8 protein-coding genes, 2 tRNA genes and 3 rRNA genes are annotated in these 14,930 nt (G+C 43.4%); 7 read left to right on the forward strand and 6 right to left on the reverse strand.

The window, feature by feature from the left end; translation table 11 throughout:
* Positions 1–256 precede the first annotated feature (256 nt).
* The 5 genes from CO230_RS02925 (at position 257) to rrf (ending at position 5,451) form a co-directional block, all read left to right on the forward strand.
* Positions 257–1,773 (forward strand): 16S ribosomal RNA (locus CO230_RS02925).
* A 216-nt stretch (positions 1,774–1,989) separates the two neighbouring features.
* Positions 1,990–2,063 (forward strand) — tRNA-Ile (locus tag CO230_RS02930).
* A 91-nt stretch (positions 2,064–2,154) separates the two neighbouring features.
* Positions 2,155–2,228: transfer RNA gene (locus CO230_RS02935), tRNA-Ala, on the forward strand.
* Between the two features lie 200 nt (positions 2,229–2,428).
* Positions 2,429–5,194: ribosomal RNA gene (locus tag CO230_RS02940) — 23S ribosomal RNA — on the forward strand.
* 149 nt (positions 5,195–5,343) lie between these two features.
* Positions 5,344–5,451 (forward strand): 5S ribosomal RNA (gene rrf, locus CO230_RS02945).
* Together the 16S, 23S and 5S rRNA genes with 2 tRNA genes alongside form the textbook arrangement of a ribosomal RNA operon.
* A gap of 228 nt (positions 5,452–5,679) precedes the next feature.
* On the opposite strand, the gene CO230_RS02950 is transcribed toward rrf, so the two are convergent.
* Genes CO230_RS02950 through CO230_RS02960 form a run of 3 tightly spaced genes read right to left on the reverse strand, consistent with a single transcriptional unit; the run spans position 5,680 to position 8,234 of the window.
* The gene (locus CO230_RS02950) at positions 5,680–6,141 is read right to left on the reverse strand and encodes a DUF2059 domain-containing protein (protein WP_122027233.1); all 462 of its coding nucleotides are present in this window, start codon (positions 6,139–6,141) and stop codon (positions 5,680–5,682) included.
* Between the two features lie 4 nt (positions 6,142–6,145).
* Positions 6,146–7,633 carry a histidine ammonia-lyase gene (hutH, locus tag CO230_RS02955; RefSeq protein ID WP_122027234.1) on the reverse strand — a complete coding sequence of 496 codons (1,488 nt, stop codon included), beginning with the start codon at positions 7,631–7,633 and terminating at the stop codon, positions 6,146–6,148.
* A 55-nt stretch (positions 7,634–7,688) separates the two neighbouring features.
* Positions 7,689–8,234, reverse strand: a complete 546-nt coding sequence (locus tag CO230_RS02960; protein ID WP_122027235.1) for a hypothetical protein — start codon at positions 8,232–8,234, stop codon at positions 7,689–7,691.
* Positions 8,235–8,420: 186 nt separating this feature from the next.
* Here CO230_RS02960 and uvrC point away from each other — a divergent pair, with 186 nt between their 5' ends.
* A complete protein-coding gene (gene uvrC / locus CO230_RS02965; protein WP_122027236.1) occupies positions 8,421–10,214 on the forward strand; it encodes an excinuclease ABC subunit UvrC in 1,794 nt (597 codons plus the stop codon).
* Here the strand turns inward: uvrC and CO230_RS02970 are convergent, their stop codons facing one another.
* From CO230_RS02970 to CO230_RS02980, 3 genes are read right to left on the reverse strand one after another with little or no spacing between them, the layout of a single operon-like run.
* Positions 10,215–10,952, reverse strand: a complete 738-nt coding sequence (locus CO230_RS02970; RefSeq protein WP_122027237.1) for a hypothetical protein — start codon at positions 10,950–10,952, stop codon at positions 10,215–10,217. It abuts the gene before it with no gap.
* A gap of 17 nt (positions 10,953–10,969) precedes the next feature.
* A complete protein-coding gene (locus CO230_RS02975) occupies positions 10,970–12,052 on the reverse strand; it encodes a PorV/PorQ family protein (protein WP_122027238.1) in 1,083 nt (360 codons plus the stop codon).
* Positions 12,052–12,945, reverse strand: a complete 894-nt coding sequence (locus CO230_RS02980) for a DMT family transporter (protein WP_122027239.1) — start codon at positions 12,943–12,945, stop codon at positions 12,052–12,054. The genes CO230_RS02975 and CO230_RS02980 overlap by 1 nt, the downstream gene beginning before the upstream one ends.
* A gap of 354 nt (positions 12,946–13,299) precedes the next feature.
* On the opposite strand from CO230_RS02980, the gene CO230_RS02985 reads away from it, so the two are divergent.
* Positions 13,300–14,928 carry an acyl-CoA carboxylase subunit beta gene (locus tag CO230_RS02985; protein ID WP_122027240.1) on the forward strand — a complete coding sequence of 543 codons (1,629 nt, stop codon included), beginning with the start codon at positions 13,300–13,302 and terminating at the stop codon, positions 14,926–14,928.
* Positions 14,929–14,930: the final 2 nt, after the last annotated feature.

Genomic DNA, 14,930 nt, shown 5'->3' on the forward strand with positions numbered 1-14,930 from the left:
CGGGGAGCGGAGTAGAAGATTAAGGATTGGATTCAGTGGAGAATAAGGCTTACGAAAAAAAGTTTTAAATTTTTCTCCAAAACATTTGGTCAATTAAAAAATAGTTTATACTTTTGCACTCGCAAATCAGAACAAACGACAGATAAAAAGTTCTGGTGTAAGCGAAAAGAAAAGAGATCATTGACATACAAATAACAACCAAAAAAGTAAGGAAAAACTAAAGCGTCAATACTTTAAGTAGAGTCAGAACAAACATACAATGGAGAGTTTGATCCTGGCTCAGGATGAACGCTAGCGGGAGGCCTAACACATGCAAGCCGAGCGGTAGAAGTCCTTCGGGACTTTGAGAGCGGCGTACGGGTGCGTAACACGTGTGCAACCTGCCTTTATCTGGGGGATAGCCTTTCGAAAGGAAGATTAACACCCCATAATATAATGATTGGCATCAATTATTATTGAAAACTCCGGTGGATAGAGATGGGCACGCGCAAGATTAGATAGTTGGTGAGGTAACGGCTCACCAAGTCGATGATCTTTAGGGGTCCTGAGAGGGAGATCCCCCACACTGGTACTGAGACACGGACCAGACTCCTACGGGAGGCAGCAGTGAGGAATATTGGACAATGGGTGAGAGCCTGATCCAGCCATCCCGCGTGAAGGAAGACGGTCCTATGGATTGTAAACTTCTTTTGTACAGGAATAAACCTACTTACGTGTAAGTAGCTGAAGGTACTGTACGAATAAGCACCGGCTAACTCCGTGCCAGCAGCCGCGGTAATACGGAGGGTGCAAGCGTTATCCGGATTTATTGGGTTTAAAGGGTCCGTAGGCGGGCCTGTAAGTCAGTGGTGAAATCTCATAGCTTAACTATGAAACTGCCATTGATACTGCAGGTCTTGAGTAAATTTGAAGTGGCTGGAATAAGTAGTGTAGCGGTGAAATGCATAGATATTACTTAGAACACCAATTGCGAAGGCAGGTCACTAAGATTTAACTGACGCTGATGGACGAAAGCGTGGGTAGCGAACAGGATTAGATACCCTGGTAGTCCACGCCGTAAACGATGCTAACTCGTTTTTGGATCTTCGGGTTCAGAGACCAAGCGAAAGTGATAAGTTAGCCACCTGGGGAGTACGTTCGCAAGAATGAAACTCAAAGGAATTGACGGGGGCCCGCACAAGCGGTGGATTATGTGGTTTAATTCGATGATACGCGAGGAACCTTACCAAGACTTAAATGGGAATTGACAGATCTGGAAACAGATTCTCCTTCGGGCAATTTTCAAGGTGCTGCATGGTTGTCGTCAGCTCGTGCCGTGAGGTGTTAGGTTAAGTCCTGCAACGAGCGCAACCCCTGTCACTAGTTGCTAACATTCAGTTGAGGACTCTAGTGAGACTGCCTACGCAAGTAGAGAGGAAGGTGGGGATGACGTCAAATCATCACGGCCCTTACGTCTTGGGCCACACACGTAATACAATGGCCGGTACAGAGGGCAGCTACACAGCGATGTGATGCAAATCTCGAAAGCCGGTCTCAGTTCGGATTGGAGTCTGCAACTCGACTCTATGAAGCTGGAATCGCTAGTAATCGCGCATCAGCCATGGCGCGGTGAATACGTTCCCGGGCCTTGTACACACCGCCCGTCAAGCCATGGAAGTTTGGGGTACCTGAAGTCGGTGACCGTAAAAGGAGCTGCCTAGGGTAAAACAAGTAACTAGGGCTAAGTCGTAACAAGGTAGCCGTACCGGAAGGTGCGGCTGGAACATCTCATTTTAGAGCGTCTTATAGACGTTAAACAAATACAAAGATACTTTTACGTATCGCTGTACTTTACTTAAAGATGCTTTAGTTTTTTACTTTTGGTTGATATTTAAAAATACACCCACTAGAAAATTAGTATTAGGGAGGAGATACAAGAGCCAGGAGGCAAGAATCAAGACAGTAGAAGTCTTGTATCTAGCATCTTGAATCTAAAAGTCTTAACAAGACAGTCTCGTAGCTCAGCTGGTTAGAGCGCTACACTGATAATGTAGAGGTCGGCAGTTCGAGCCTGCCCGAGACTACTAATTAAAAAGATTGGGAGATACAAGAACCAAGAACCAAGATTTGTTAAAGTCTTGACTCTAGGCTCTAGGTTCTCAAAATCTAACTAGCGGGGAATTAGCTCAGCTGGCTAGAGCGCCTGCCTTGCACGCAGGAGGTCAAGGGTTCGACTCCCTTATTCTCCACAGTATTAGCGGCCTGATTTAAAGGTTACAGATAGAGCCAAAAACAATATCTGTTCATCAGGACATTAATAAGACATAAGATCATTGACATTAACGGTAAGAACATCACAAAGAGAAAACCGAGCACTTACGGGTGCGGAGTTTAAAAATAGGTTGATAATTGAATTATCGACAAAACAACTAAACTAATTTATATTAGGAAAGAAATCGTTAAGGGCGTATGGCGGATGCCTAGGCTTTCAGAGGCGAAGAAGGACGTGGTAAGCTGCGAAAAGCTGCGGGGATCGGCACACACGAATTGATCCGCAGATGTCCGAATGGGGCAACCCGTCTGGTTGAAGACCAGTCATCCCGATTTATCGGGAAGCAAACCCGGAGAACTGAAACATCTAAGTACCCGGAGGAAAAGAAATCGAAGAGATTCCGTAAGTAGTGGCGAGCGAAAGCGGATTAGCCCAAAAGTCATTATATGTTTAATAGAATGTTCTGGAAAGAACAGCCATAGAGGGTGATAGCCCCGTAGATGAAAGGCATATTTTGATGATAAATGAGTAGGGCGGGACACGTGAAATCCTGTCTGAATATGGGGGGACCATCCTCCAAGGCTAAATACTCCTGAAAGACCGATAGTGAACAAGTACTGTGAAGGAAAGGTGAAAAGCACTTCGAATAGAAGGGTGAAAGAGAACCTGAAACCGTACGCCTACAAGCGGTCGGAGCAGATTTATTCTGTGACGGCGTGCCTTTTGCATAATGAGCCTACGAGTTAATTTTACTAGCGAGCTTAAGCACTTCAGGTGCGGAGGCGGAGCGAAAGCGAGTCTGAATAGGGCGCATAGTTAGTAGGATTAGACGCGAAACCTTGTGATCTACCCATGGGCAGGTTGAAGCTTTGGTAACACAAAGTGGAGGACCGAACCGGTTGACGTTGAAAAGTCTTCGGATGACTTGTGGGTAGGGGTGAAAGGCCAATCAAACTGGGAGATAGCTCGTACTCCCCGAAATGCATTTAGGTGCAGCGTCGATGTAAAGTTTATTAGAGGTAGAGCTACTGATTGGATGCGGGGGAGTCAAATCCTACCAATTCCTGACAAACTCCGAATGCTAATAAATGTTCGTCGGCAGTGAGGGCATGGGTGCTAAGGTCCATGTCCGAAAGGGAAAGAACCCGGACCAACAGCTAAGGTCCCCAAATCTATACTAAGTTGAAACAACGCGGTTGAACTGCATTGACAGCTAGGATGTTGGCTTGGAAGCAGCCATTCATTTAAAGAGTGCGTAACAGCTCACTAGTCGAGCGGTTCGGCATGGATAATAATCGGGCATAAGTATAGTACCGAAGCTATGGATTTATAACTTTAGAGTTATATCTGGTAGGGGAGCATTCTGTTTGCACAGAAGCAGTATCGTGAGGTATTGTGGAGCGGACAGAAAAGAAAATGTAGGCATAAGTAACGATAAAGCGGGCGAGAAACCCGCTCACCGAAAGACTAAGGTTTCCTCAGCCATGCTAATCAGCTGAGGGTTAGTCGGGACCTAACGCGAACCCGAAAGGGGAAGTGGATGGACAATGGGTTAATATTCCCATACTTGCTCACACTAAAAAGGGGACGGATTTACGTACTTGCTGGAGACTGACGGAATAGTCAAGGCCTAGCCTTCGGGCGAAGCTGCTGCAGGGAAATAGATTCCAAGAAAAGCCGAAGTGAAGCAACCCGTACCAAAACCGACACAGGTAGTCGAGGAGAGAATCCTAAGGTGCTAGAGTGAATCATGGTTAAGGAACTAGGCAAAATAGTCTCGTAACTTCGGAAGAAGAGACGCCATCAGCAATGGTGGCCGCAGTGAAGAGGCCCAGGCGACTGTTTATCAAAAACACAGGACTCTGCTAAATCGAAAGATGCTGTATAGGGTCTGACACCTGCCCGGTGCTGGAAGGTTAAGGAAGGTTGTTAGCGTAAGCGAAGCAATTAACTGAAGCCCCAGTAAACGGCGGCCGTAACTATAACGGTCCTAAGGTAGCGAAATTCCTTGTCGGGTAAGTTCCGACCTGCACGAATGGTGTAACGATCTGGGCACTGTCTCAACCATGAGCTCTGTGAAATTGTAGTATCGGTGAAGATGCCGATTACCCGCAATGGGACGAAAAGACCCTGTGAACCTTTACTATAACTTCGTATTGACTTTGAATAAACAATGTGTAGGATAGGTGGGAGACTTTGAAGCGGGCACGCCAGTGTCTGTGGAGTCAACGTTGAAATACCACCCTTTGTTTATTTGGAGCCTAACTCCGACTTGTCGGAGGACATTGCGTGGTGGGTAGTTTGACTGGGGTGGTCGCCTCCAAAAGAGTAACGGAGGCTTTCAAAGGTACCCTCAGCACGCTTGGTAACCGTGCGTAGAGTGTAATGGCATAAGGGTGCTTGACTGTGAGACCTACAAGTCGATCAGGTGCGAAAGCAGGACATAGTGATCCGGTGGTTCCGTATGGAAGGGCCATCGCTCATAGGATAAAAGGTACTCCGGGGATAACAGGCTAGTCTCCCCCAAGAGCTCACATCGACGGGGAGGTTCGGCACCTCGATGTCGGCTCGTCACATCCTGGGGCTGGAGAAGGTCCCAAGGGTTGGGCTGTTCGCCCATTAAAGTGGCACGCGAGCTGGGTTCAGAACGTCGTGAGACAGTTCGGTCTCTATCTATTGCGGGCGTTAGATGTTTGAGAGGGCTTGAATCTAGTACGAGAGGACCGATTTGAACAAACCTCTGGTGTATCAGTTGTACCGCCAGGTGCACCGCTGAGTAGCTACGTTTGGTAAGGATAAGCACTGAAAGCATATAAGTGCGAAACCTGCCTCAAGATGAGACATCTTTTAAGGGTCGTTGGAGATGACAACGTTGATAGGCTACAGGTGTAAAGTCAGTAATGTCATAGCCGAGTAGTACTAATTACCCGTAGATTTATAGCTTAATATACCCAATATCCACGTAAGTGCATTAAAGGTTTACTCTTTGTGAGCGTTTTTATCGATAACAATAGAACCAAGATATCAGAACCAAGAACCAAGATTAAAGTCTTGCATCTTGAATCTAGCATCTTGACTCTAAATAACATATTTAGGGTGGTTTTAGCAGAGGGGCTCACCTGTTCCCATTCCGAACACAGAAGTTAAGCCCTCTAGCGCCGATGGTACTGCGAAAGCGGGAGAGTAGGTCGCCGCCAGTCTTTTTAAACCTCAATCATTTATTTGATTGAGGTTTTTTTATGCCTAAATAGTTTGGATTCATATTCATGTAAACTATAATTTTTCTATAGAACTGTATACCTTACAACCGCAACTGATATTTAATGATTCTACAATTATATAGATTAATAAATTCTTTACTCAGTTGTTACACAAAAAACAAAAAAGACCTTCCATTGCAGAAGGCGAAGACTAAAAAACATTAAAAGCTATTCTCTTTGCTTGGGAGATGGCGGTGATGTTAGGTTTTTCTCTTTTAATATATCCTTTTCGATTTTTTTAGCCAGTTCAGTTCCCCATTCTCGCCCAATCTCCATACTTTCTTGGTAGATAACCGGCATTTTTATTATTATTTTTTGCCCTGTCGTCGTTTTATAAAAAGCAATAACATCACTAATCTCGCTTTCGGAAAAATGTTTTAGATATACAGGTATAATTTGGTCAATCACTTGGTCAAAATTGGCCAGTTTCATGGCTTTCTGCCAATATTCTGTCGGCACATCAGGGTATGTCGATTGATAATAGCTTAATATTTGCTCAAAAGTGCTTTCCATCATTTGGGTGGTACCTGTGATTGAAAGTAACTCCTTTACTTTTTGTTCCTTGGTTTGCTGTGCATTTGCGACATTTCCTATCAAGCAGCATGCGGCAACAATGACAATTTTTATCATCACTTTATTTTACTATAAATTTCTTGTCTCTAATTAACGCTGCAATCGCCAACATGTCCTCGCCAATCAACCGGTCGTCTTCTAACTTTGAAACTTTGGTACGAATCAATGTGTAGGCATCTTCTACATAATTCGAACATTTTGCAGGTCGTCTGAACTCTAACCCTTGGGCAGCAAACATTAGTTCGACAGCCAAGATATTTTCGAGGTTTCCTAATACTTGATTGAATTTTCTACCCGAAATACTTCCCATCGACACATGATCTTCTTGGCCTAAACTTGTTGGTATGGAATCTGCCGAAGCCGGAAAACATAGCGTTTTATTCTCTGTCACCAATGCTGCTGATGTATATTGCGGAATCATAAAACCTGAATTAAGCCCTGTACTTTCTGTCAGAAGTCTTGGAAGTCCGAATTTACCTTCTAGCAAAAGATAGCTCCGCCTGTCCGAAATATTTCCGAGTTCGGCTGCAGCTAAAGTCGCATAATCAAGAGGTAAGGCTAAGGGTTGCCCATGAAAATTACCGCCTGAGATGGATTCTTCTTCACTCAGTACAATAGGATTGTCGGTGACAGAATTAATTTCAGTTTCGGCAAGTTCTTTCAGATGTTCATAGGCGTTTCTGCTGGCGCCGTGCACTTGTGGTACACATCGCATGGAGTAAGGGTCTTGTACGCGGTCGCATGATTCGTGCGCCTGCAGGTTTTCAGAATTTTCCAGGAATTTGCGCATTCTTTCAGCAACTAACAGACTTCCTTTAAAAGGCCGTATTTGGTGAAGCTCTGCTTTAAAAGGACTTGCGGATCCACGGTAGGCTTCAAGACTCATGGCCGCGGTTAAATCTGCCAGGTCGAGTAAATATTCAAATTTTAATAACCCCAAAACAGCGTGTGCAAGTATAAACTGCGTACCATTAATTAACCCTAAACCTTCCTTGGGACCGAGCTTCAATGGTGTTATCCCAAAGTTTTGCAAGACTTCAGCAGTATCTTTGATGGCGTTTCCTGCCCAAACTTTCCCTAAACCTATAAGTGGTAAAACTAAATGGGCCAGCGGTGCCAGATCACCAGATGCACCTACAGAACCCTGCTCTGGAACTACGGGAATAATGTCATTCTCCAACATCCAGATCATCCGTTCGATCACTTCTAGGGAAACCCCCGAGAAACCTCTGGATAATGCATGAATCTTCGTGACCATCATTACTTTTGATAGGTCTTTCGATATGGGTTTGCCTACACCCACAGCATGAGATATTATTAAGTTATACTGTAATGTAGCGGTTTCTTCTGCTGAGATTTTAACATCACACAATGGGCCGAAGCCTGTATTGATGCCATAGACTGTTCGGGCAGATTCTACAATGTTCTGCACATTGTCCTGCGATTTTTGTATGCGGGCAATTGCACGATCATCAAGGCGAGCTATCCTAGGATTTGAGATTATTTCTTCGATGTCTTTTATGGTGAAGAAATCTGTACCGTAAACCATATCTTAATTTTTCCTTAAAAATAAGGAAATTTCGGGTGCTTACGGATAATATTTATCACCAGATGACCGGTACGTTTTCGAAAACTACAGGCTGCGGATTTGATATTTGGTCAATCGGGTACAGATAAAGGATTAAAGCCTTAATTACAGGGAAATACGCATCGGTTTTCTTGAAAAGTATACCGCCTTTATACGGCACATTCTGCAAAATATCATTAGTCACAACCTTCCCATTTGGCGCAAGATATAAGTGTGTAGTCTGGTATTGGTTGCCTTGCATATCAACCATCACCGCACGCTCACACTGTAAGATCCGCCGTGGACTGTCGGCTGTATTCTTGTAATTAAATGAAATGGCAATATTACCATCTTTGCGTGAGCCTATGACCTGTGTAATATCAATATCTAAATCTTCGAAAGTAGCCTTACGCACGGCTTTTGTAGAATTAAGTACATTTTTGTAATACTGTACCTGACGGCTGAGTTCAAATATCTCGAGTCGGTTTTGGTTCAGTTTTTGGCTCAGTTGGGCATAGTCGGCGTTCTGTGAATAAAATAGCTGCGCCAATACCAGAGATATCAGCAGAATTTTGATTTTCATGTTCGTTGGTTTATCAGTTTTTAACAGTTTTTAACTGTATTAAACTTCGACAAATGTAAAGACATAAGCATCTTCCCGCACGGTATTTTCACCCTAAAATATCTAATTAAAAATATGGATTAACAATGTATCTCACAGCATTTATTCTCCCACTTCAAACAAAAGCAAATTCTTTATTTTTGTCTTATGAATCCTGATCTTGAGTTACAGCTAAAGACACTTCCTTCGGAACCCGGAGTGTACCGTTATTACGATAAAAACGGGCAGCTACTGTATGTAGGTAAAGCAAAACACCTTAAAAAAAGAGTGCTGTCTTATTTCAATAAGAACTTATCTGGCTACCGAACGCGTATCATGGTTGGGAAAATACATCGTTTGGAGACGACTATCGTGCCAAGTGAATACGACGCGTTGCTGCTGGAAAACAACCTGATTAAGGAACACCAGCCATTCTATAACGTAATGTTGAAAGATGACAAATCTTACCCATGGATTTGCATTAAGAATGAAGATTTCCCGCGCATTTTTCTTACCCGGACCAGGATCAAGGATGGCTCTGAATACTACGGCCCTTACGCAAAAGTAAAACCCGCTAAAGTACTGTTGGATACCATCAAACACCTTTATAAACTCCGAACCTGCAACCTGAATTTGGCACCGGCAAAAATAGCCGAGGGAAAATACAAAGTATGCCTCGAATTTCACATCAAAAACTGCCAGGGCCCGTGCGAAATGCTGGAGTCTAAGGAAGAATATGACCAGAAAATTGATGCGATACGCGGTATTATCAAAGGTGATTTCCGAAAAGCCAGAAATTATCTGGAAAACCAAATGATGAAGTTTGCCCAAAACCTACAGTTTGAAGATGCGCACCTTATAAAAGAACGTATTGACCTGCTTGAGAACTATCAGCACAAACATACTGTAGTAAATCCGAACATTGATGATGTAGATGTCTTCGGCATGACCAGTGATGAAAGTGCGGCTTACATTAATTACTTTAAGATACAGAATGGCAGTATTATACAGAGCTTCACCACCGAAATTAAAAAAGTGCTCGAAGAGAGTGATGAAGATATCCTCGAAGAAGCCATGATTGAAATCCGACAGAAATTCGGTTCAGATTCACGTGAAATCCTGATTCCGTTTCACCTCTCGCTCGAGATCCCGAATGTCAAATTGATTGTTCCTAAGGTTGGTGATAAAAAAAGAATCGTAGAACTCTCTGAAAAAAATGCCAAAGAATACCGCATCGAAAAACTGAAAGCAGTACAGATTATTGACCCTGAACGTCATACCAACCGGATCATGGCAGAGATGCAAAGACTGCTGAGAATGCCCGTGGAACCCCGCCATATCGAAGGTTTCGATAACTCAAACATCCAAGGAACAAACCCCGTTTCAGCGTGTGTCGTCTTTAAAAATGGCAAACCCAGCAAGGCCGACTACCGAATCTTCCATCCAAAGACCGTGGTTGGTGCCAATGATTTTGCCACGATGGAAGAGGTCATCCACCGGCGGTATAAACGACTTTTGGATGAAAATGAACCTCTCCCGCAACTTATCTTGATTGATGGGGGAAAAGGCCAACTCTCATCCGCCGTAAAAAGTTTGAAACTGCTGGGACTTTACGGGAAAATCACGATTATCGGTATCGCCAAACGTCTTGAGGAAATTTACTTCCCAGAGGACCCGGTCCCGTTATATCTTGACAAAAAATCAGAGACCTTAAAAATCCTTCAGCGAGTTCGGGACGAATCGCACCGTTTTGGCGTCAAACATCACCGCGCGCGGCGTAAAAATTCAACTATTAAGACTGAACTTGAAGAAATACCAGGTATTGGTGAAAAAGCAGTCGATTTATTATTGAAAAAATTAAAATCAGTAAAAAGAGTGAAAGAAGCCTCGCGCGAAACTTTAGAGGAAATCTTAGGTAAAAGCCGCGGTGGTTTGGTTTGGGAATATTTTAATACGCCCTAATCACAGTTTCCTGAAGATTTCTTTACGGAAAGTACCATCGGGAAATGGCATATCAACCACAACTGAACCATCTTCGGTGTAACCCAATGTATGCTGCCCATCACGTAATCGTACATGATACACCTCTTTTTTACTTGAATTTTTAAATGTAGCGAAAGGGGTAGATTGGTTGGCTTCTGCAAGGATGAATTGGTCTTCAGAGATGAAAATCTGGTTAAACTTCATATTTCCGTTACTGAAAATGGCCGGTGCCCCTGTTTCAATCGCTTTCTTTGCTGTGATGGCTTCATTGCCCGCAGCCGAGATTTGGATATTGTTTTGTGCTAACCCATTGGACTGTGGTATTGGTTTTAAGGCAAAACCCAGTGCTTCGCGGTAGCCAGGTTCGTAGTCTTTGATGCTTGATGTTCCTTCCTGGTAACCAATAGTTTGGTCCTTACAGTCCTTAAAATCAACACGCACCTTATTCTTAAAGAAACTGCTGGTGTTTTTTAGTTCTGCTTTTAAAATCTGACAAGGATTTTTTTGGGCATTTTCGGGCCAAAGGCTTACATCATCCGGTAGCAGGAGATATTTTCTTTCCTGAAGTTTTGTTTGTAGAAGGTTTATTAAACCATATTCATTGTTTTTGAAATCTCCGGTACGCGATATTTTAATATAGCTGAAGTCGGAAATGCTTTGCGCTGATAAGGCACAGAAAATGAATAGAAAGCCAAGGTGTATTATATTTTTCATCATTGATGGTTTTTAATAAGTTAATTTCTGAAGTCTCCCATATCAAGTTTAAGAGAGAAAAAATTTGAGAAAAAATTAGAGCCACCAATCCCCGAATTGGTAATCGCGTAATCCAGCGTTAAGCCCTGATATTTGATGCCGATACCGCCGCTTGGCTGAAAAGATACCTTCCTCTTAAGATCTTCAATGTCAGTAATCGACTGAAAACGATTGACGCCGATCCTCACGAATATCAGGTCCTGAAATCTGAGTTCGGCTCCGGCGTATGGCGTAATACTCGCGAAATCTGTCGAGATCAGTGCGGCTGTTTTTGCAAAATCTATGTTAAGGCCCGCCTCTGGTGTAAACGCAAGATCGCGGTTGATGTCAAAATTCCGGCTAAGGCCTACATTCAGTTTTGGCATACTGATTTCAAGTTTATCTGCAGGCGCTGGATTAAATTCTTCACCGTTCACGATGGTAGAAAGCTCCTCTTGGTTGATGGTCCAGAAATTTACCGTGGTAGTCGCATCACGAAGCATGGCACCATAACTCCAGCCATTATCGGCATTGTAGAGGACACCCGCGTCAAACCCAAATCCATAGCCACTCGCAAATTTGCCTACATTTCTATAGACCATTTTAGCATTGACGCCTACAGCTAGCCGGTGATTGCCGCCCGGCCGGAATGCGTAAGAAATAAGCGCTGCATAATCGGACTGGGAGAAGCTGGTGATTTTATCATAATCAATATTTCCCTCAGCATCAATTAATTGTGTGGTATTCAGTATGTTGTCGACCCCGAGGCGTATGAGCGAGATGGCGAATACACCGTTTTTGTTATCAAGGGGTTTGGCAAAAGCCAGATAATCGTATTTCGCGATAGATTCAAAATATTCCGCGTGCATGGCTGCACCCTGCCAGTCGCGGTCGATTGCTGCGAGCCCTGCAGGATTCCACATGGGCGAATAAACATCTGCCTGGCTGGATGTTACGGCGCCACCCATGGCAAGCCCGCGCGCGCCGGCTCCGATATTCAGAAACTCGTTGGAGTATTTCCGAACGATCTGGGCCTCGGTATTTAGTCCGTAAAGCATCAGTAGGCAAAGTATTACTTTTTTCATCAGATTTCCAGTTTTTTGGCTTGTGTGTTTTTCCTTGCTTTAATGACGCCGTTGACCACAATGGCCAAAATCATTATTAAAGATGCTATGTAAAATACAGGATTCATCTGCTCGGATTCGCCAAAGATAAAAAAAGCGAGAATAATCCCATAGACAGGCTCCAGATTAATGGTAAGAATAAGCGTGAATGGCGAAATGTATTTCATCAGACTCACCGACTCTAACATCGGGTAGGCGGTAAAGACACCTGCAAGCAGAATGATTAACGCCAGATCACGGTAACTTATTTCGCCCACACTCCAGATTTGCCCGGTAAATAAATAGAATATGCTTAAAATGAGAAACCCTGAAAATATTTCATAGAAAATGATGTTGGAAGAACTGGTCTTACCATAAATCTTACCGTTATAGACCTGGAAGATCGTCCCGAATAGGGCCGTAAGAATTCCGAAGAAAATCCCTTCCTTATAATGAAACTCTGTTTTGAAGATCAGTCCCATACAAATGACGATGATGATGCCCATGATGACCTCTGAGACATCAATCCGGCGTTTAAAAACAACAGGCTCCAGAATAGAGCTGAAAAGGGTGGAAAGCGACAGGCAGCTTAGCGCGATCGACACATTTGATACCTTGATGCTATAGAAAAAGAACAACCAGTGAAAGCCCATAAAACCGCCAATGGCCACCAGTTGCAGCAACAGCTTTTTAGGAACCCGCAAACTCCCCCGACGTATAAACCTGATGAACATAAACAGAAAAACAGACGCAAAAAGCATCCTGTAAAATACCAGTAACTGTGCATTGGTATGAATGAGCTTACCCAACACAGCGGTGAATCCCCACAGAAAAACAATTATATGCAGCCTGAAAAGAGCAGAGTTTTTATACACAGTAATTTTTTAATAACTGCAAATCTACAAATCAGATCTGGTTTTTATGATAATTATCCTCACCTGAACTTCAGCATAACAAAAACCCCAAAAATCTTTTACAACTTTTGGGGCCTTCAAATAATAAACTATTAAAAAAATAAACTAGGAACCGAATTTCTTAATTGCGCAAGAAACGTTTTCGGAATTCTACTTATCTTAACGATACTTACTACCAAATATTATGCTCAAGGCAATATTTTTATGTTAAAAAATGATAAATAAAATTCTGTTGCTCAAAGCCTTACCTTACACACCCTTTTACCAAAAAATATTTCTTTAAATATACTATCTTTAAGCAAATTTTTTTAACCCATGGATTTGGAATTTAACAAACGTGAAGACCATAATAAACTCAAACTTTCCGGCATCAACCGTCTTCTATCCGAAATAAAAAAAGGTGGAGGCGAAAAACGCCTGCAAAAGCAACGTGATGAAGGCAAGCTCACCGCCCGTGAGCGTATTGAATATCTACTCGATAAAAATTCAAAATCCATTGAAATCGGTGCATTTGCCGGCTTTGGCATGTACAGCGAGCATGGCGGCTGCCCCAGTGGTGGCGTAGTAGTGGTGATGGGTTACGTTTCCGGTCGACAGTGCTTGGTAGTTGCCAATGACGCTTCGGTAAAAGCCGGTGCGTGGTTCCCTATTACCGGTAAAAAAAATCTGCGCGCCCAGGAAATCGCCATGGAAAATAAATTGCCGATCATCTATCTGGTAGATTCCGCCGGTGTGTATCTACCGATGCAAGATGAGATCTTCCCGGACAAAGAGCATTTCGGCCGCATCTTCCGCAACAATGCAAAAATGAGCTCGATGGGGATCATTCAGATTTCTGCCATCATGGGTAGTTGTGTAGCCGGTGGTGCATACTTGCCTATTATGAGTGATGAAGCGATGATCGTGGATAAAACAGGCTCAATTTTTCTGGCAGGCAGCTATCTGGTAAAAGCCGCCATCGGCGAAAATATTGATAACGAAACCTTGGGTGGAGCCACTACCCATTGTGAAATTTCAGGTGTTACCGATTATAAAGCCAAAGATGATAAAGATGCCTTAGACCGCATCAAAAAAATAATGAAAACAGTCGGCAGCTATGAAAAAGCAGGTTTCGACCGTATTGAAAGCCGCCCGCCTGCTGAAAACATCGACCATATTTTCGGCCATATGCCAGCATCGCGTGCAGACCAATATGATACTTATAACATTATCAGGTGCCTCGTGGATAATTCAGAGTTTGAGGAATATAAACCTGATTATGGCAAAACCATCATCTGTGCTACCGCCAGAATTGATGGCTGGAGTGTGGGGATAGTTGCCAACCAGCGGAAGATGGTGAAAAGCGGTAAAGGAGAAATGCAGTTCGGAGGTGTTATCTATTCCGACTCTGCCGATAAAGCCACGCGTTTTATAGCCAATTGTAACCAAAGAAAAATCCCCCTCGTTTTTTTGCAGGATGTCACAGGCTTCATGGTCGGCTCCAAATCTGAACATGGCGGTATTATAAAAGACGGAGCGAAGATGGTGAATGCCGTTGCGAATTCTGTCGTTCCCAAATTTACTGTTATTACCGGCAATTCTTATGGTGCCGGCAATTATGCTATGTGTGGCAAAGCCTATGATCCGCGCCTGATTGTAGCCTGGCCATGGGCAGAACTTGCCGTAATGGGCGGCAGCCAGGCGGCCAAAGTGTTGGCTCAAATACAAGAATCTACCTTGAAAAAGCAGGGTAAGGAAATTACCGAAGAAGAACATCAGCACATATTAAAGTCTATTTCAGAGAAATATCAAAAACAGACAGAACCTGCTTACGCAGCCGCAAGACTGTGGACAGATGCCATTATCAGTCCCGTTGATACCCGCACCTGGATTTCTATGGGTATTGAAGCGGCAGATCATGCACCTATTACAGAAAAATTTAATTTAGGTGTAATTCAGGTTTAATG

It is taken from the genome of Chryseobacterium sp. 6424 (assembly GCF_003692615.1).
Lineage (GTDB): Bacteria > Bacteroidota > Bacteroidia > Flavobacteriales > Weeksellaceae > Kaistella.

Excerpts from the sequence above, each read along its gene's own strand:
- CO230_RS02985 (WP_122027240.1), top strand. The coding sequence starts at position 13,300 with ATGGATTTGGAATTTAACAAACGTGAAGACCATAATAAACTCAAACTT.
- CO230_RS02960 (WP_122027235.1), bottom strand. The coding sequence starts at position 8,234 with ATGAAAATCAAAATTCTGCTGATATCTCTGGTATTGGCGCAGCTATTT.
- CO230_RS02950 (WP_122027233.1), bottom strand. The coding sequence starts at position 6,141 with ATGATAAAAATTGTCATTGTTGCCGCATGCTGCTTGATAGGAAATGTC.
- CO230_RS02975 (WP_122027238.1), bottom strand. The coding sequence starts at position 12,052 with ATGAAAAAAGTAATACTTTGCCTACTGATGCTTTACGGACTAAATACC.
- CO230_RS02970 (WP_122027237.1), bottom strand. The coding sequence starts at position 10,952 with ATGATGAAAAATATAATACACCTTGGCTTTCTATTCATTTTCTGTGCC.
- uvrC (WP_122027236.1), top strand. The coding sequence starts at position 8,421 with ATGAATCCTGATCTTGAGTTACAGCTAAAGACACTTCCTTCGGAACCC.
- hutH (WP_122027234.1), bottom strand. The coding sequence starts at position 7,633 with ATGGTTTACGGTACAGATTTCTTCACCATAAAAGACATCGAAGAAATA.